At 69.0% G+C, this 17027-nt stretch carries 20 protein-coding genes; 12 read left to right on the forward strand and 8 right to left on the reverse strand.

Annotated elements, in window-relative coordinates; genetic code table 11:
• Positions 1–74: 74 nt before the first annotated feature.
• Positions 75–710 (forward strand): hypothetical protein, encoded by a 636-nt coding sequence (locus SGCZBJ_RS05480; protein WP_101717008.1) that lies wholly within the window; start codon positions 75–77, stop codon positions 708–710.
• 244 nt (positions 711–954) lie between these two features.
• Here the strand turns inward: SGCZBJ_RS05480 and SGCZBJ_RS05485 are convergent, their stop codons facing one another.
• The 4 genes from SGCZBJ_RS05485 to SGCZBJ_RS05500 form a co-directional block, all read right to left on the reverse strand.
• Positions 955–2142 (reverse strand): acetyl-CoA C-acyltransferase, encoded by a 1188-nt coding sequence (locus SGCZBJ_RS05485; protein ID WP_101717009.1) that lies wholly within the window; start codon positions 2140–2142, stop codon positions 955–957.
• A 96-nt stretch (positions 2143–2238) separates the two neighbouring features.
• Complete coding sequence (locus tag SGCZBJ_RS05490) at positions 2239–2940, reverse strand: TPM domain-containing protein (RefSeq protein ID WP_101717010.1); 702 nt, start codon at positions 2938–2940, stop codon at positions 2239–2241.
• Positions 2940–3878 (reverse strand): TPM domain-containing protein, encoded by a 939-nt coding sequence (locus SGCZBJ_RS05495; protein WP_165799244.1) that lies wholly within the window; start codon positions 3876–3878, stop codon positions 2940–2942. The genes SGCZBJ_RS05490 and SGCZBJ_RS05495 overlap by 1 nt, the downstream gene beginning before the upstream one ends.
• A 1-nt stretch (position 3879) precedes the next feature.
• Complete coding sequence (locus tag SGCZBJ_RS05500; RefSeq protein ID WP_101717011.1) at positions 3880–4527, reverse strand: LemA family protein; 648 nt, start codon at positions 4525–4527, stop codon at positions 3880–3882.
• A gap of 144 nt (positions 4528–4671) precedes the next feature.
• Here SGCZBJ_RS05500 and SGCZBJ_RS05505 point away from each other — a divergent pair, with 144 nt between their 5' ends.
• The 10 genes from SGCZBJ_RS05505 to SGCZBJ_RS05550 all read left to right on the forward strand — a co-directional run bounded on the left by SGCZBJ_RS05505 (position 4672) and on the right by SGCZBJ_RS05550 (position 12504).
• The gene (locus tag SGCZBJ_RS05505) at positions 4672–5097 is read left to right on the forward strand and encodes a hypothetical protein (RefSeq protein WP_240621418.1); all 426 of its coding nucleotides are present in this window, start codon (positions 4672–4674) and stop codon (positions 5095–5097) included.
• A gap of 226 nt (positions 5098–5323) precedes the next feature.
• Positions 5324–5644 carry a DUF8200 family protein gene (locus tag SGCZBJ_RS05510; protein WP_101717012.1) on the forward strand — a complete coding sequence of 107 codons (321 nt, stop codon included), beginning with the start codon at positions 5324–5326 and terminating at the stop codon, positions 5642–5644.
• 150 nt (positions 5645–5794) lie between these two features.
• Positions 5795–6049, forward strand: a complete 255-nt coding sequence (locus SGCZBJ_RS05515; RefSeq protein ID WP_101717013.1) for a hypothetical protein — start codon at positions 5795–5797, stop codon at positions 6047–6049.
• A 218-nt stretch (positions 6050–6267) separates the two neighbouring features.
• Positions 6268–6822: a F0F1 ATP synthase subunit delta gene (locus tag SGCZBJ_RS05520; protein ID WP_101717014.1), complete on the forward strand. Its 555-nt coding sequence runs from the start codon at positions 6268–6270 to the stop codon at positions 6820–6822.
• A 61-nt stretch (positions 6823–6883) separates the two neighbouring features.
• Positions 6884–8416, forward strand: a complete 1533-nt coding sequence (atpA, locus tag SGCZBJ_RS05525; protein WP_101717015.1) for a F0F1 ATP synthase subunit alpha — start codon at positions 6884–6886, stop codon at positions 8414–8416.
• 35 nt (positions 8417–8451) lie between these two features.
• On the forward strand, positions 8452–9330 hold the full coding sequence (locus SGCZBJ_RS05530; RefSeq protein ID WP_101712789.1) for a F0F1 ATP synthase subunit gamma: 879 nt from the start codon (positions 8452–8454) through the stop codon (positions 9328–9330).
• Positions 9331–9382: 52 nt separating this feature from the next.
• A complete protein-coding gene (gene atpD, locus SGCZBJ_RS05535; protein ID WP_101717016.1) occupies positions 9383–10984 on the forward strand; it encodes a F0F1 ATP synthase subunit beta in 1602 nt (533 codons plus the stop codon).
• Entirely contained in the window at positions 10984–11235 is a 252-nt protein-coding gene (locus SGCZBJ_RS05540; protein WP_101717017.1) for a hypothetical protein, read from the forward strand. The genes atpD and SGCZBJ_RS05540 overlap by 1 nt, the downstream gene beginning before the upstream one ends.
• A complete protein-coding gene (locus SGCZBJ_RS05545; protein ID WP_101712786.1) occupies positions 11235–11498 on the forward strand; it encodes an ATP synthase F1 subunit epsilon in 264 nt (87 codons plus the stop codon). Before SGCZBJ_RS05540 ends, SGCZBJ_RS05545 begins: the two co-directional genes overlap by 1 nt.
• Positions 11499–11817: 319 nt before the next feature.
• Positions 11818–12504, forward strand: a complete 687-nt coding sequence (locus tag SGCZBJ_RS05550) for a hypothetical protein (RefSeq protein WP_101717018.1) — start codon at positions 11818–11820, stop codon at positions 12502–12504.
• A gap of 177 nt (positions 12505–12681) precedes the next feature.
• On the opposite strand, the gene SGCZBJ_RS05555 is transcribed toward SGCZBJ_RS05550, so the two are convergent.
• The 4 genes from SGCZBJ_RS05555 to SGCZBJ_RS05570 are packed head-to-tail and all read right to left on the reverse strand — an operon-like array spanning position 12682 to position 16630.
• On the reverse strand, positions 12682–13431 hold the full coding sequence (locus SGCZBJ_RS05555; protein ID WP_101717019.1) for an alpha/beta fold hydrolase: 750 nt from the start codon (positions 13429–13431) through the stop codon (positions 12682–12684).
• Between the two features lie 57 nt (positions 13432–13488).
• Positions 13489–14913 (reverse strand): alpha/beta hydrolase, encoded by a 1425-nt coding sequence (locus SGCZBJ_RS05560; RefSeq protein WP_101717020.1) that lies wholly within the window; start codon positions 14911–14913, stop codon positions 13489–13491.
• 50 nt (positions 14914–14963) lie between these two features.
• Complete coding sequence (locus SGCZBJ_RS05565; protein WP_101717021.1) at positions 14964–15455, reverse strand: RNA pyrophosphohydrolase; 492 nt, start codon at positions 15453–15455, stop codon at positions 14964–14966.
• Positions 15452–16630: a divergent polysaccharide deacetylase family protein gene (locus SGCZBJ_RS05570; RefSeq protein WP_101717022.1), complete on the reverse strand. Its 1179-nt coding sequence runs from the start codon at positions 16628–16630 to the stop codon at positions 15452–15454. The genes SGCZBJ_RS05565 and SGCZBJ_RS05570 overlap by 4 nt, the downstream gene beginning before the upstream one ends.
• A 199-nt stretch (positions 16631–16829) precedes the next feature.
• Between SGCZBJ_RS05570 and SGCZBJ_RS25580 the strand changes: the two genes are divergently transcribed.
• Positions 16830–16973 carry a hypothetical protein gene (locus SGCZBJ_RS25580; RefSeq protein WP_165799248.1) on the forward strand — a complete coding sequence of 48 codons (144 nt, stop codon included), beginning with the start codon at positions 16830–16832 and terminating at the stop codon, positions 16971–16973.
• Positions 16974–17027: the final 54 nt, after the last annotated feature.

Here is a 17027-nt window from a genome sequence, read left to right on the forward strand (position 1 = left end):
CAGGAATTTTGCCGTCGCCGGGGCGCGCGGGGCGTCCTATCACCAGGGGAACAATCCCGAGAGGATCGGTCGAGATGAAGAACTGGAAGCTGTGGGCCGGCCTCGCCGCCGTGGTCGTGGTGATCGGCGCCGGCTGGTGGGCGTGGTGGAACTTCGAGCTGCGCTGGCGGCCCAAGACCATCACCAAGAACCAGGCCGAGATCGCCAAGATCCTCGAAGGTTCGGGCTGGGTGTCGCCGGGCCTCAAGGGCCCCAAGCTCTACATGATCAGCTTCCGCACCTGCCCCGACTGCGTCCGCTTCAAGAAGGAAGAGTATCCGCGCCTGCACAAGGCCGGGGTCGACACTCGCCTGATCGAGATCGCCCGCGCCGACCGCAACGGCGTGCCGAAATCGACGCCGGTCGAGCGTGCGACGGTGGCCGAGCTGTGGCTCAATCGCTCGTGGGAACTGTCGGAAAAGTGGGACGCCACGCCGGTCGACGCCTGGACCGCCCCGGGCCTCAAGCCCGCCGACGGCGACATCGCCCGCACCGCCGTCATCGAGGCGGGCCGCAAGTCGGTCGAGGACCTGGTCCCGCTGCTCAAGAAGAACGGCGTGAACTTCGCCTATCCGCTCCTGGTGTGGTGGACGCCCGACGGCCAGATGAAGGCCTGCGCCTGCGAGCGGCGCGAGACCTACAGGTTCGTGCGCAAGGACCTGGGGATCTAGATCCTCCCCCTCTGGGGGAGGTGGCCCGAAGGGCCGGAGGGGGGGAGTGGCCGCGACACCGGCCAATGCAGCGGCAGCTGAAAACGTCCCCCCTCAGTCGCTCCGCGACAGCTCCCTCAGAGGGGGAGCATCGCCGAGCCCGACCTTAGAAGGTCTCGAACAGGCCCGCGGCGCCGCGCTGAGATCGCGGTAGCGATCTCAGCCTCTTTGAAGTGATGGGCGCTGTCCTCCGTCCTGATCGAAATCAGAAGATTTCGAACAAGCCGGCGGCGCCCATGCCGCCGCCGATGCACATGGTCACGACGCCGAGCTTGGCCTTGCGGCGCTTGCCTTCCAGCAGCAGGTGGCCGGCGCAGCGGGCGCCCGTCATGCCGAAGGGGTGGCCGATGGCGATCGAGCCGCCGTTGACGTTGTATTTCTCCCGATCGATGCCCAGGCGGTCGCGGCTGTAGAGGCACTGGCTGGCGAAGGCCTCGTTCAGCTCCCACAGGTCGATGTCGTCGACCTTCAGGCCGTGGCGTTCGAGCAGGCGCGGCACGGCGAACACGGGGCCGATGCCCATTTCGTCGGGTTCGCAGCCGGCGATGGCGAAGCCCTTGAACAGGCCCAGCGGCTCGAGGTTGCGGCGGGCGGCCTCCTTGGCCTCCATCACCACCACGGCGGCCGCGCCGTCCGACAGCTGGCTGGCGTTGCCGGCGGTGATGAAGTTGCCCGGACCCTTGACGGGCTCCAGCTTGGCTAGGCCCTCGAGGGTGGTTTCGGGACGATTGCACTCGTCCTTGGTGACGACGTAGTCGACCAGGCTCTCTTCCTTGGTCTCCTTGTTGACCACCTTCATCTTGGTGGCCATCGGCACGATCTCGTCGGCGAACAGGCCGGCGGCCTGGGCGGCGGCGATGCGCTGCTGGCTGCGCAGCGAATATTCGTCCTGGTATTCGCGGCTGATCCCGTAGCGCTTGGCGACGATGTCGGCGGTGTCGATCATCGCCATCCACAGGGCCGGCTTTTCCTTCATCAGCTTGTCTTCGGTGATGTGGAAGCGGTTCATGTGGCCGCCGCCCTGCACCAGCGAGATCGACTCCACGCCGCCGCCGATCGCCACCGGCGCGCCGTCGTTGCGCACGTAGTTGGCCGCGGTCGCGATGGCCTGCAGGCCCGAGGAGCAGAAGCGGTTGACGGTCTGGCCCGAGGTGGTGACCGGCAGGCCGGCCCAGATGGCGGCGTTGCGGGCCACGTTCATGCCGGTGGCGCCTTCGGGGCCGCCGCAGCCCAGAACCACGTCCTCCACTTCCGGACCATCGAGGCCGGCGCGCGACACTGCGTGCTGGATGGCGTGGCCGGCCATCGCCGCGCCGTGGGTGTTGTTGAAGCCGCCGCGATTGGACTTGGCCAGGCCCGTCCGGGCGTAGGAGACGATGACCGCTTCGCGCATGGCGCTTCTTCCCTGTTTAAACGTTAGTTTGAATTGCCGGCACCGTAGGCCGGAAATTCGCCGGGGGGAAGATCACGTAAACGTAAGGCGCGAGGCTCAGCTCAGTATGGTCGGGGTGTCGGGCAGTTCGTTGCGGTCCTCGCCGCCGGCGCGGGGCGCGTGCTCGGCTAGGATGGCGCCGGCGCGGCCGACGGCGGCGACGAAGCCGTCGGCGATCTGGCCGGCCTTCAGGCCCGCCACGAGGTCGGCGACGACGCCGGACCAGGCGTCCTTGGGGGCCAGGTCGTGGACGCCCTCGTCGGCCAGCACCTCGACGCGGTGCTCGGCCAGGGCGGCGAAGATCAGCACGCCGGTGCGGCCTTCCGTGGCGCGCAGGTCGCTGGACAGGAAATAGTCCATGGCCGCGCGCCGAACGCGCTCGGCGGCGCTCTCGCCGGTAGGCAGCCGCGTGCGCAGCGGCGGGATCGACAGCACGGCGGTCGCCAGGGCGAACACCGCCGCCTGCAGGGTTAGATAGACCAGCAGGGCCGACAGGATCGCGCCGTCCTGGGCGGCGGCGTGGCCGACGCTCCAGCCGCCGAACAGGCGGGTCAGCCACTCGGGGCGCAGGCCGGCCAGCAGGCCGAAGGCCGGCAGCAGCAGGGCCGCGCCCGCCGCCCAGGCCAGGACGGGAGCGGGGCGGTCGGGCTCGATGCGCGGGGCCAGCACGCAGCGGATTTCGCCGATGGTGCCGGCCTCCGCCGCGCGAACGGCGTCTGCGATGCGCAGCTGGTCGGGGCGGGAAAGAATGTCGCTCATCACCAGCTCCCCGAGGATCCGCCGCCGCCGAACGAGCCGCCGCCGCCGGAGAACCCGCCGCCGCCTCCACCGCCGCTCCAGCCGCCTCCGCCGCCGCGACTACCGCCGCCGCTGGTCAGGGCGTTGATCAGGATCCAGGGCAGGGCCTCGCCCACCGCCGCGCCGAGCCCGCTGCGGCGATAGCGGCGGCGGCCGAACATGCCGCGCAGGATCATGACGGCGACGATGAAGGCGATGAAGATCGCCACCACCGGCACGCCGCCGCCGTCGTCCTGGCGTTCGACCTGCGCCGCCTGGGCGACTTGGGCCCTGGCCTCGCCGTCGGGCAGCGACAGCTGCTTTACGATGGCGTCGGTCCCGGCGACGATGCCGCCCTCCATGTCGCCGGCCTTGAAGCGGGGCAGGATGGCGCTCTGGATGATGACGCTGGACAGGGCGTCGGTCAGCACCGGCTCCAGGCCGTAGCCGACCTCGATGCGGACCTTGCGCTCGCTGGGCGCCACGATCAGCAGGGCGCCGGTGTTCCTGTCCTTCTCGCCGATCCCCCAGGCGCGACCCAGCTGGTAGCCGTAGTCCTCGATCTCGTAGCCTTGCAGGCTGGACAGGGTGGCGACCACCAGCTGGCGGCCGGTCTGCTTCTCCAGCGTCGCCAGCTCGTCGCTCAGCTGCTGCTCGGCGGCCGGCGACAGGATGCCGGCCTGGTCGACGACCCGGCCGCTCAGCGGCGGGAAGGTCGGGGCGGCGAAGGCGGCGGTGGCGAAGGCGAGAAGAGCGATGAACCCGAAGGCAAGGGCGGCCGGCCAGCTCCTCCCTCGCGAAGCGGGGGAGGTGGCGCGCTGCGGATACGCAGCGTGACGGAGGGGGCGAGTGACAGAGCGCGGCGCCCCGTCTCGCCCCCTCCCCCGCAGGCGGGGGAGGAGTTGGGCCGTCGCCGTCACCCTAGTGCGCCGGGGCCGGCTGGGACGGGGCGGCGGGTGCGGCCGGGGCGTCGAAGCTGACGGTCGGGGCGGTCTGGGCCGCGGCCGAGGCTTCGAACAGCTGGGCCGGCTTCTGGCCGCCATAGAAGGTCTTGGCCCAGAGGATGGTCGGGAAGGTGCGCAGGCTCGTGTTGTAGACCCGCGCGGTCTCGTTGTAGTCGCGCCGCGCGATGGTGATGCGGTTCTCGGTGCCTTCCAGCTGGCTCTGCAGGGCCAGGAAGTTCTGGTTCGACTTCAGGTCCGGGTACTGCTCCTGGATCACCATCAACCGGCCCAGCACGCCGGTCAGCTGGTCCTGGGCGGCGGCGTATTTCTGGAAGGCGGCCGGGTCGGTGATGGTCGAGGCGTCGACCTTGACCTGGGTGGCGCTGGCGCGGGCCTGGGTCACCGAGGTCAGGACGTCCTTTTCCTGGGCGGCGTAGCCCTTCACCGTGGCCACCAGGTTTGGGATCAGGTCCGAGCGGCGCTGGTACTGGTTCTGCACCTCGGCCCAGGCGGCCTTGGTCTTTTCGTCCTGGGTGGGGATGGTGTTGATCCCGCAGCCGGCCAGGGTCACGGCCAGGGCGGCGGAGGCAAGGGCCAGGCGGGCCGGCGAACGCAGCTGCGACATGAAGGGTCCCTCGTAAGACGGCTGGCGGCCGCCGATCGCATTTATATGGCCCCGTCTCCGGCTCTCGTCATCCGCGTATCGGATTAACTCGCGTCCATCAGGGGCTTAACTTCCTTTTGAGGAGACGGGCGCAGGATCGCCGCCATGGTCCTGATGGTCGCCTTCGCCCTGGTTGGAGCCCTGCTCGGGCTCTTCTGGCGCCCCCGCTTCGTGGGGGTGGTCATCGCTGTGGTCGTGGCAGGGGTCGTGCAGGGCCTGGCCGCCTGGTCGCTGCAGATCCTGTCGCGGCAGGTCAATCGCGAGCATATTCTGGTCCAGTTGCACGCCATCTTCGGCGAGAGCGCCATCGACTTCGCCGGGCCGGTGCTGGCCGCCGCCGTCGGCGCGGTGTTCGCCGCCCTGCTGGGCGCGATGACCGATGCGCGCCGGCCGCCCGTGGTGGTCACCGCCGACGGCCTGCGCCGCAAGGCCGGCAAGGACGGCCGCTACGCCCGCATGGAAGGCATGGTCCAGGACCGCGCCATCCACGCCAAGGCCGAGAGCCGGATCGACTCCATCCTCGGGCTCTGAGGGCGCGCGTCCCGCCCGAAAATCTCAGTTTCGATAAAATATGCGCACGCGAACAAAAACCGGCTTGCGTGATTTCTGAACGCTGATATCTAAGCAGTGCTTAGTTCGGTTTCGCGGCGCCGGTGGGGATAACTGGCGTCCACATCCCACGGGGCCGGGCGGCCAGTACAGCTTACGCCGCGATCATCGATCTTTCCATCATCCCCGAAGCTGGAGGGCTTTCCCCATGAAGCTCCGCGCCCTGGCGGCTGTCGCCGCCCTGTCCGTTTCCGCGTTCGTCGCGGCCCCCGCCCTGGCCGATGGCCGCCTGGCGGTCACTCTCGAAAAGCCCGTCTCCGCCAAGACCAAGATCGTCGCCGGCGGCGCCGTCTTCGTCTGCGAGGATGCGGCCTGCGTCGCAACTTCGGCCCCGTCGCGGGCCCTCAGCGTCGCTTCGTGCAAGGCGCTGGCGAAAGAGGCCGGCCGCGTCTCGGCCTTCGGCGGCGACGCCAAGGCCCTGGCCGCCGAAGAGCTGGAGCGCTGCAACGCCTCGGCCAAGGCCGCCTGATCCTTCTTTCCTAGTAAGCGTACCCAGAGGCTTCTGTCTTCTCTGGCTGTTTCCTCGACCATTCGCCTGATGGGGCGGCGGATCGCTTCCGCCGCCCTTTTTCTTTGTCGCGCCTTTCGTCTTCGTCCGCGCAAGGATTAGATCGTCGTCATGACCCAGCCGCTGACCCTCCAGCTCGAAGACGCCCTGCGCCAGGCCGCAGGCGCAGACGCCGCGCCCGTCTCGCTGACCATCGACTACGCCAAGACTGGGGTCGGAGCCGGGACCGGAGCCGGCGCTGTTTCGGCGCGCGGCTGGATCGAGCGGGCCACCCGCAGCCTGGTGTTCGCCCAGGCCGAGGCCCGCACCGCCGACGGGATCCTGGCCGGCGCGGCCTCGGGCGTGTTCCGCCGCGTCAACGTCTGACGGATAAACACATTTTTTCGCGAACTTGGCCGAACACGATCACCTCGGCTTGGTTGCGACTGCGAACACCCCGTGTTATCAGGCGCCGGGCTTCGGGAAGGGCAGCGTGAAAGCGCGGGCCGCCCGTGCGCTTTTCTCAAGCGCTAACAAGTCTTTAAGCCGGGGAGAGGGGGGAGCTTCTCTTCCGCGGCGATTGCAACGCACACCGGGCGGAACAAGTGGCGGAAGAAACCAAGGCGACGGATGCGGGTCAGCGTTATGCGCAGTCCCTGTTCGAACTGACGATCGAAGGCGGCAACCTGGCGAAGGTCGAGAGCGACCTGAAGACCCTGAAGGGTCTGGTCGCCGAAAGCGCCGACCTGCGCCGTCTGATCGACTCGCCCGCGTTCTCGGCCGAGGACAAGGCCAAGGGCCTGACCGCCGTCGCCGTGAAGGCCGGTTTCGACATCCTGACCGCCAAGTTCCTGGGCCTGATCGCCACCAACGGCCGCTCGGCCGAGCTGGTCGGCGCGATCAACGCCTTCGTGGCGCTGTCGGCCAAGCACCGCGGCGTGGTCGCCGCCGAGGTCACCTCGGCCGCCCCGCTGACCGCCGCCCAGCTGAAGGCCGTCACGGCCGCCGTGTCGAGCGCGCTCGGCCAGACCCCCGAAATCTCGACCCGCGTCGACCCGTCCATCCTGGGCGGCGTCAAGGTGCGTGTCGGTTCCCGACTGTTCGACGCTTCGGTTCGCTCGAAGCTCGACTCCCTGAAATTCGCCCTCAAGCGCGCCTAAGCGTATAACCGCGCAAAAACGTACGTACGCAGAGAGCCTCAAGAAAGAGCCCGACCCAGCCATGGATATCCGCGCCGCCGAAATCTCGGCCATCCTCAAGTCGCAGATCGCCAACTTCGGCGAGGAAGCCGCCGTTTCGGACGTCGGCCAGGTCCTGTCGGTCGGCGACGGTATCGCCCGCATCTACGGTCTGGACAACGTCCAGGCCGGTGAAATGGTCGAGTTCCCGAAGGCCGGCGTGAAGGGCATGGCCCTGAACCTCGAGCGCGACAACGTCGGCGCCGTGATCTTCGGCCAGGACCAGGCCATCAAGGAAGGCGACGAAGTCCGCCGCCTCGGCGAGATCGTCGACGTGCCGGTCGGCAAGGGCCTGCTGGGCCGCGTCGTCAACCCGCTGGGCGAGCCGATCGACGGCAAGGGCCCGATCCAATACACCGAGCGTCGCCGCGTCGACGTGAAGGCCCCGGGCATCATCCCGCGCAAGTCGGTGCACGAGCCCGTGCAGACCGGCCTGAAGTCGATCGACACCCTGATCCCCGTCGGCCGCGGCCAGCGCGAACTGATCATCGGTGACCGTCAGACCGGCAAGACCGCCGTCGCCATCGACACCATCCTGAACCAGAAGGCCGCCAACGCCGGCAAGGACGAGAGCGCCAAGCTCTACTGCGTCTACGTCGCCATTGGCCAGAAGCGCTCGACCGTCGCCCAGATCGTCAAGACCCTGGAAGAGCACGGCGCCCTGGAATACACCATCGTCGTCGTGGCCTCGGCCTCGGAGCCGGCCCCGCTGCAATACCTGGCCCCGTTCGCCGGCTGCGCCATGGGCGAGTGGTTCCGCGACAACGGCCTGCACGGCCTGATCATCTATGACGATCTGTCCAAGCAAGCCGTCGCCTACCGCCAGATGTCGCTGCTGCTGCGCCGCCCGCCGGGCCGCGAAGCCTATCCGGGCGACGTCTTCTACCTGCACTCGCGCCTGCTGGAACGCGCCGCGAAGCTGAACGAAGACAACGGTTCGGGCTCGCTGACGGCTCTGCCGATCATCGAAACCCAGGCCAACGACGTGTCGGCCTACATCCCGACCAACGTGATCTCGATCACCGACGGCCAGATCTTCCTGGAAACCGACCTGTTCTACCAGGGCATCCGCCCGGCCGTGAACGTCGGCATCTCGGTGTCGCGCGTCGGCTCGTCGGCCCAGATCAAGGCCATGAAGCAGGTCGCCGGTCCGATTAAGGGCGAGCTGGCCCAGTATCGTGAAATGGCCGCCTTCGCGAAGTTCGGCTCGGACCTCGACGCCTCGACCCAGAAGATGCTGGCTCGCGGCGAGCGCCTGACCGAGCTGCTGAAGCAGCCGCAATACGCGCCGCTGTCGGTCGAAGAGCAGGTCTGCGTGATCTACGCCGGCACCCGCGGCTACCTCGACAAGATCCCGACCTCGTCGGTGCGTCGCTTCGAGACCGAGTTCCTGGCCCGCCTGCACAGCGCCCACCAGGACCTGCTGACCGGCATCGCCACCAAGAAGGCCCTCGACAAGGACCTGGAAGCGTCGCTGAAGAGCGCGCTCGACAGCTTCTCGTCGACCTTCGCCTAAGCCCCCTCGGAACCGCTCGGAGAGAGTAGCGCCGAATGGCCAGCTTGAAGGAAATGCGCAATCGGATCTCGAGCGTCAAAGCGACGCAAAAGATCACGAAAGCGATGCAGATGGTGGCGGCTGCCAAGCTGCGCCGGAGCCAGGACGCGGCGGAAGCCGCCCGTCCGTACGCTCGGCGTCTGGCCAGCGTCATCGCCAACCTCGCGACCGGCGTGTCGGGCGACGGCGCTCCGGCGCTGCTGGCCGGCACCGGCCGCGACGACCGTCACCTGGTGGTGGTGGCCGCTGCGGACCGTGGTCTGGCCGGCGGCTTCACCTCGTCGATCGTGCGCGCGGCTCGCGCCCACATCGACGGGCTGATCGCCCAGGGCAAGGACGTGAAGATCGTCTGCGTCGGCAAGAAGGTGACCGCCCAGCTGAAGCGCCCCTACGGCGACAAGGTGGTGGATAACTTCGACCTGTCGGCCTACCGCCAGATCACCCTGTCGGTCGCCCAGCCGATCGCCGACGTCGTCACCAAGCTCTACGAAGCCGGCGACATCGACGTGGTGACCCTGTTCTACAGCCGCTTCCGGTCGGTGGTGCAGCAGGTTCCGACCGCGCTGCAGCTGATCCCGGCGGTTGTCGAGGGCGGCGCCGAAGTCGCGTCGGGCCCGGCGGCGGTCTACGAGTACGAGCCCTCGGAAGAGGCCATTCTCGAGACCCTGCTGCCGCGCAACCTGACGGTCCAGATCCTGTCGGCCCTGCTCGACAACATGGCCGGCTTCTACGCCAGCCAGATGACGGCGATGGACAACGCCACGCGGAACGCGGGCGACATGATCAAGCGCTACACCCTCGAGTACAACCGTTCCCGCCAGGCTCAGATCACCAAGGAGCTGATCGAGATCATCTCCGGCGCCGAAGCCGTCTGATCTAGCCTAACGCCAAAAACGCACGCAGAGACGCACGAAAGACCCGCACGCCATGGCCAAGACCCCTGCTAAGGCTCCCGAAGCCGCCGCTGAAAAGCCGGCAGCCGCCAAGAAGCCCGCCGCCACGAAGGCCGCCGCCGCTCCGGCCGCTGCTGCTCCCAAGGCTCCGGCCGCCAAGAAGGCCGCTGCTCCGAAGGCCGCCGCCCCCGTCGCCGGTGAAGCCACCGGCAAGCTGGTGCAGATCATCGGCGCCGTCGTCGACATCGAGTTCACCGGCGCCCTGCCGGCGATCCTGAACGCCGTCGAGACGACCAACACCGCCACCGGCCAGCGCCTGGTGTTCGAAGTCGCCCAGCACCTGGGCCAGAACACCGTCCGCGCCATCGCCATGGACGCCACCGAAGGTCTCGTCCGCGGCCAGCCCGTGCGCGACACCGGCGAGTCGATCCGTGTTCCGGTCGGTCCGGGCACGCTGGGCCGCATCATGAACGTCGTCGGCGAGCCGATCGACGAGCAGGGCCCGATCCAGTCGGACCTGTACCGCACGATCCACCGCGACGCCCCGACCTTCGCCGAGCAGACCAACACCGCTGAAGTGCTCGTCACCGGCATCAAGGTCATCGACCTGATGTGCCCCTACACCAAGGGCGGCAAGATCGGCCTGTTCGGCGGCGCCGGCGTCGGCAAGACCGTGACGATGCAGGAACTGATCAACAACATCGCCAAGGCTTACGGCGGTTACTCGGTTCTGGCCGGCGTGGGCGAACGCACCCGCGAAGGCAACGACCTCTATCACGAGATGATCGAGTCGAAGGTCAACGTCGACCCGAAGGAAAACGGCGGTTCGACCGAAGGCTCGCGCTGCGCCCTGGTCTACGGCCAGATGAACGAACCGCCGGGCGCCCGCGCCCGCGTCGCCCTGACCGGCCTGTCGATCGCGGAATACTTCCGTGACGAAGAAGGCAAGGACGTGCTGCTGTTCGTCGACAACATCTTCCGCTTCACCCAAGCCGGCGCCGAAGTGTCGGCTCTGCTGGGCCGCATCCCCTCGGCCGTGGGCTACCAGCCCACCCTGGCTACCGAGATGGGCAACCTGCAAGAGCGCATTACCTCGACCAACAAGGGTTCGATCACCTCGGTCCAGGCCATCTACGTTCCCGCCGACGACCTGACCGACCCGGCCCCGGCCGCTTCGTTCGCCCACCTGGACGCCACCACCGTTCTGTCGCGCGACATCGCCGCCCAGGCCATCTTCCCGGCCGTCGATCCGCTGGACTCGACCTCGCGGATCATGGACCCGCTGGTCATCGGTGAAGAGCACTACACGGTCGCTCGCCGCGTCCAGGAAGTGCTCCAGCAGTACAAGGCCCTGAAGGACATCATCGCCATCCTGGGCATGGACGAGCTGTCGGAAGAGGACAAGCTGACGGTCGCTCGCGCCCGCAAGATCTCGCGCTTCCTGTCGCAGCCCTTCCACGTCGCCGAGCAGTTCACCAACACGCCGGGCGCCTTCGTCCAGCTGAAGGACACCATCCGCTCGTTCAAGGGCATCGTGGACGGCGAGTACGACCACCTGCCGGAAGGCGCCTTCTACATGGTCGGCGCGATCGAGGAAGCCGTGGCCAAGGCCGAAAAGATGGCGGCTGAAGTCTGATGCACGAGGAAGACGGCGATCTGGCCCATTTCTGCTGCGAGGAGCTGGAGGACGCGGTGTCTTCGGACGCCGAGGCCTCCCTCATCGAGCACGACAGCGGCCTGATCCTGTTGAACCTGGGTCAACGGGAAGCCGATGGTGAGACGGGCACGGTCCTGACCACCATCCGCTTCTGCCCGTTCTGCGGCACCGAGATCCAGACCGACGAAGACATCGAAGCGGCCCTGGGCGCCGTGGAGACCTACGACTGATGGCCAAGCTGCACTTCTCTCTCGTCGCGCCCGAGCGCGAACTGTTCTCGGCCGACGTCGACCAGGTCGACGCTCCGGGCACGGAAGGCGATTTCGGCGTGCTGCCGAACCACGCCCCGTTCATGACCACGCTGCGCGAGGGTCGGGTGACGGTGCGCGACGGCTCGACCGTCAAGCTGTTCGACATCCAGGGCGGTTTCGCCGACGTGGGTCCCGACGGCTTCACGATCCTGGCCGAGCACGCGGTGGAAGTGGCCTCGTAAGAGCCGCTTCTTTCCCAAGAGTTCGAAAGCGCCCTCGCTGGAAACAGCGGGGGCGTTTTTTGTTTTCGGCGATCCTCGCCCTGTGGGGGAGGTGGCCCGGAGGGCCGGAGGGGGGACGGTTTCAGCTGCCGAGAAGGCTGGTGATATCGCGGGCGCTCCCCCCTCCGTCGGCTTCGCCGACACCTCCCCCCAGAGGGGGAGGATCGAAAAAATTACGTTTGTGACCCCATCCCCGCCGTAATCGGCCACCATAAGGGTTGCGAGGGAACGCTTGTCGGTTTTAATGCCGACCTCCAAGTCTCTAGGGGATATCCGACCTATGCGCCTTGCGCTCGCCAGCCTGATCGCCCTCGGCGTCGTTTCGACCGCCGTCGCCCAGGAGCAGCCCGCTCCCGCCGCCGCCCCGGCTCCCGCCCCGGCCGCCGCGCCCGTTGATCAGGCCGCGCCTGCCGATCAAGCCACGCCCGTCGTCCCGGCGCCCGCCGCCGGCACCCCGGAAGCCGCCGCCGCCGCGGCCGCTCCGGAAGCGGTGCGTCCGCCCCCGCCGACCGACCCGGTCTCGGTGAAGATCCTCAGCGTCCTCGACACCATCTGCAAGCCGGCCGTCGTCGGCGGCGACTTCAACGCCCTGGCCAAGGCCGCGGGCTTCAAGAAGAAGCGCGACCTGTGGACGCTGGACCTGGGCAAGCCCTACCAGATCGTCCTCGACAACCCGGGTTCGAACAAGAACGTCTGCACCCTGAACGTCCAGCACGCCCAGGGCCCGGACCAGGCCCAGCACCTGGCCACCGCCCTGCACGACTGGGCGACCTGGGAGAACAGCCCGCAGCTGAAGCTGATCCGCAACGACCAACTGGTCACCGACGTCAAGCGCCTGACCGTGACCTGGGACAACAACGCAGCCGGCGGCAAGGCCGGCCTCGTCTACGTCCGCATCAAGAAGCTGGACGACAGCTCGGTCGGCAAGAACTTCGAACAGGCCCAGATCCTCTACACCACCCAGTGATGGTCAGAGGCTCGTCGAGCTGAAACGCGAAAGGCGCGGAGGGTGACCTCCGCGCCTTTTTCGTTGTCTGGGGGAGGCCCCCTCCGGCCCTCCGGGCCACCTTCCCCAGAGCGGAAGGATCGTCTTTCTCCTCCCCCGTTTCTCGGGGGAGGAGCAGGGATGGCGACTGAGGGGGGCTTAGGCCGCCGCCCGGCTCTCCGCCGCGATGAAGTCCAGGCACAACGCCGCCACGGCCTCCCAGCCCGGCTCGCCGGGCAGCCAGTGGCTCATCTCGGGAAACTCGTGGAACATCCCGCCCAGGCGCGCCGCGGTCTGGCGGACGGTGGCGGGCGGGTGGACGACGTCCTGGCCGCCGGCTATGGCGAGCACCGGCGCCTTCACCGGGCCGGGGCTGGTGGTCATGAACGGGTCCAGCCACCAGTTCAGCGTCTCCCACAGCGCCCGGCCGCTTTCCGAGGTCATGCGGGCGTAGAGGGCGCGACGTTTGTCGCGCGGCAGGCGGTCGAGGCTGTAGCGGCGCACCACGCCGTAGTCGGGCGCGATCGCCTGCAGCCAGTAGGGGCCCAGCGCATAGAGGCTGACGGCCGAGACCGCCTCCTCCAGGCTGGCGCCATGCACGCCCCACGGCGGGGAGGGGGCCAGCAGGATCAGGCGCTCGACCGGGGCGCGGCCGGCGGCCAGCTGGGCCACCAGCCCGCCCATGGAGTGGCCGATCAGGATCGGCGGCCGCTCGCACGAGCGGATCAGGCGGGCGATGTCGCGGGCGTAATCGCTCATCGACAGGCCGACGACCGAACCGCCGGGACCGCGTCCCGGCAGGTCCGGGGTGAGCACCCGGTGCCCGGCGGCCTCGAACGGCTCTCGGAAACTGTCGAACGTCCAGCCGCCGCAGAAGGCGCCGTGGACCATGATCACCGGAGCCTTCACGCCCGCCTCTTAGGTCAACTTTCGCCCGTGTGACTGATACGAGCGTTTCAATGGAGCCTACACGCTCTTCTTGCCGCGTGGCGAAGTTTTGGCGGGGGTCGTTGTCGCAGCCTTGGATTTTGCCGCCGCTTTCGGTTTGGCCGGGGCTTTCGTCGCCTTCGTCAGCTCCGGATTGACGACGTTGGGCATCTTTGTCGCCGTCGGCTTGGCGGGTGCGGCCTTGGGCGTTGCCGGGGGCTTGGCCGCAGGCTTGGGCTTTGGAGCCGTCTTGGCGGCTTCCGCCGCCCCGGCCGGTTTCGGCTTGGGAGGCGCCTTGGCCTTGGCCGGGGCCTTCGCGGCCGGCTTGGCCGGTTCCGGCGCGGCCTGCGGCTTGGCGGCGGCCTTTGCCTTGGGGGCGGCCTTTGCCGCCTTTTCGGCCGACGCCGGCGGGACTTCGGCAGCCGGCGCCGCCTTGGCCTTGGCCTTGGCTGGCGTCCTGGACGCGACCTTGGGTTTCGGCGCGACCTTCGCCCGCGGCTTGGCGGCCGGTTCGGCGACCACGGCCTTGGCCTTGTTCGGGGTCTTGGCCTTGGCCGGCGCGCGAGGCTTGGGCGGTGGGGTGACGGCAGCGGCTGGTTCGGCGGCGGGCGTGGTCTGCGGCTCGGACTTGGCCGGCTCCGGCGCGGGTTCTGCCTTGGGCTTGGGCGGCGCGGCCGAGGCGGGCCCGAGGCCCTTTTCCGACAGCCACGACTGCACCGCGGTCAGCAGGACGTCGCTGCCCGGCTCGTCGATCAGCCAGTGGGCATGGTCGGGATACTCGCGGTAGTCGGCGCCGGCGTACTTGCGGCCGACCAGGCGGACGTCCTCGACCGGCGTGGTGCGGTCTTTGGCCCCGGCCAGCACCAGGACCGGCACGCTCACCTTGGCGGCGTCGACGTGGACGGTGCGCGAGGGATCGCGATCCGGATAGGCCAGGTCCTGAAGCACCCGGCCGGAGTCGTAGACCGCCTTGGCGTAGAGCGCGTCGTGGCGGGCGGCCGGCACGGCGTTGACGACGCCGAACCTGAAGCCGGTCTTCCACATCTTCACCGGCTTGGGCGCGCCGCCCTGGGTCAGCACGGCGTTGAGGAAGGTGATGATCGGCGACAGCTTGGGTTTGCCGCGCGCATCGGCCGGCGAGGCCGGGGCGAACAGCACGAGGCCCGAGGTCAGGCCGCTCTCGGCCAGCTTCTGGGCGATCAGGCCGCCCATGGAATGGCCAAAGACGATCGGCTTGACGCCGTCGCGGGCGGCGGTCACGGCCGCCGCGGCGCTGAGCTCGGCCACGTAGTCGGCCAGCGACAGGCCTGCCAGGTCGGGCGAGGGCGGCCCGGCCGTGCGCAGGGCGGGCCGGATGGTCGGCGTCTCGACCGCGTAGCCCGCCTTGCGGAAGGTCTCGGCCACGGGGGCCCAGCTGTCGCCGGTCATGCCGTAGCCATGGATCATCAGGATGGTTCTGCTCAAGCCCGCGCCTCCCAAACCCCGTTGAGGCATGGCGCGCTGAGCCTTCGGTGTCAGGCGATGCGCGCGAACCCCGAGAAAGCGGCGACCATCTGTTCGTAGACGCCGCGCTTGAAGGGTACGATCAGTTCGGGCGTTTCGTCGAGAGCGCCCCAGCGCCAGTCGTCGAACTCGATGTCGCCATGGGCCGCCAGGTCGATCTCGGCCTCGTCGCCGGTGAAGCGGAAAGCGAACCAGACCTGCTTCTGTCCCAGGTACCCGCGGGCCCGCTTGGTCCCCATGAAGTCGGCCGGATAGTCGTAGGTCAGCCAGCCCTCGGTGCGGCCCAGCAGCTGGGCGGACTTCACGCCGGTCTCTTCATAGAGTTCGCGGCGGGCGGCGGCTTCCAGGTCCTCGCCCTCGTCGACGCCGCCCTGCGGCAGCTGCCAGTTGTAGGGCGGCTCCTGCTTGTGGCGCATGCCCAGCCAGACGCGGCCGTCGGTGGGGTGGAAGAGGGCGACGCCCACATTGGGGCGGTAGAGCGACAGGTCGGGTTGCGCGGTCATCGCTTGGCGATAGCTGAAGCCGGCGCCAGTTGCACGCCCCGCGCATTGAGGCCGCCAGCCCAGTTGCGCACCTGGCTGATGGTCACGGGATAGGCGAAGCCCACGCCCAGCGACTGGCCGCGCGCGCTGGCGCCCGCTTCCAGGGCCCGCAGCTGGCCCTCGATGGCCTCGGCCGAAAGGTCGTCGTCGATGCCGCGCTCGGCCGAGGCGCGGGGGATCGGGCCGCCGCGACGGGCGGCCGCGCCGTCGTCGACGAAGGCCAGGCCCCGGGCCTTCAGAGCCGTGGTGAAGGTGGCCATGGCCGGGTCGGAGGCCAGGAACTTCGAGCCCAGATAGTTGGTCAGGCCGAAATAGCCGGTGGCGCGCGACATCAGCCATTCCAGCTTGCGCACCGTCTCGTCGGGCCGGTTGGCGGCGATCAGGGTGTAGGGACCCGGATCGTTAGCCGGATAGTCGTTGGGCTCCATCGGCGTCTCGAGCAGCACCTCGTGGCCGTGCGAGCGGGCGAGATCGATCCAGCCTTGGAGGCCCTCGGCGTAGGGGGCGAACGACAGGGTGACCTCGGGCGGCAGGGTCTCGATGGCGGCGCGGGTGGTCTGGGCGTTGAGGCCCAGGCCGCCGATCACCAGGGCCACGCGCGGGCGGCCGTCGGGGGTGAAGGGGCGGGCATAGGCCTCGGCGACGGTGCGGCCGTCGGGAGCGATCACCGGCAGCGGGCCGCCGCCGGGGCCGGGCGCCGACAGGCCGGGCAGCGGGGCCTGGACCAGGGCGCCGCCCGACGCAACCGGCGCGGCCGCCAGGTCGGTAAAGGCTTCGGCGGGTTCTTCGGTCGACGCCTGGCGAGCGAAGGGCTGGGTCGACAGGTCCAGTTGGCCGGGCAGCAGCGGGGCTTCCTCGGCTCCTTCGGCGGCCAGGGCCTCGCGCCAGCCGTCGGGCGCGCCCTTGGTGGCGCCGATCTCCGACAGCGACAGGCGGATCACCGGGGCGCCGGCCTTGGGGTCGCCGGTGACCAGCACCAGAACGGCCAGGCTGAGCAGGAACAGGAAGGCCGCGCCGCTGGCGCCGATATAGGGATTGGCCGCGGCCGCCATCAGGCGCGCGCGCAGGTCACCGCCGTCGGCGGACTCGGGCGCGGCGGCGGTGTAGGCGGGCTTGCGGGAGAACACGGCGGCCATGGGATGGGCTTAGCGGGCAAGCTTCCAAGATATGGTTAACAGGGTTCGCCCAAACCTGCGGCGAAATGGCGGATCGCTGCTTTTCTCAGCGAAGCGCGGCGCGGAAATGACCGCCAGGCGAGGTTGGGCGCAAAAGCGGTGGTGAGGCCTTCCCGCCGGCCGATCCTCGGGCGCAAGCTTTTCGTGAGGAGACCTCGCCATGAGCCTGACCGAGTTCGCCTGTTTCACCGATCCTTCGCGCGCCGAAGACCGCGCCGCGTGCCTGGCCGCCGTACTGCGGGCCGGGGCGGGGTTGGTGATTGGCCTGGCCGTGGTGATGATCGCGGCGCTGGGGATGAGCTGAGGCTACCCCCAAAGAAAAAGCCGCCCATCTTTCGACGGGCGGCTCGTTTTCCGG

This window comes from Caulobacter zeae (assembly GCF_002858925.1).
Lineage (GTDB): Bacteria > Pseudomonadota > Alphaproteobacteria > Caulobacterales > Caulobacteraceae > Caulobacter > Caulobacter zeae.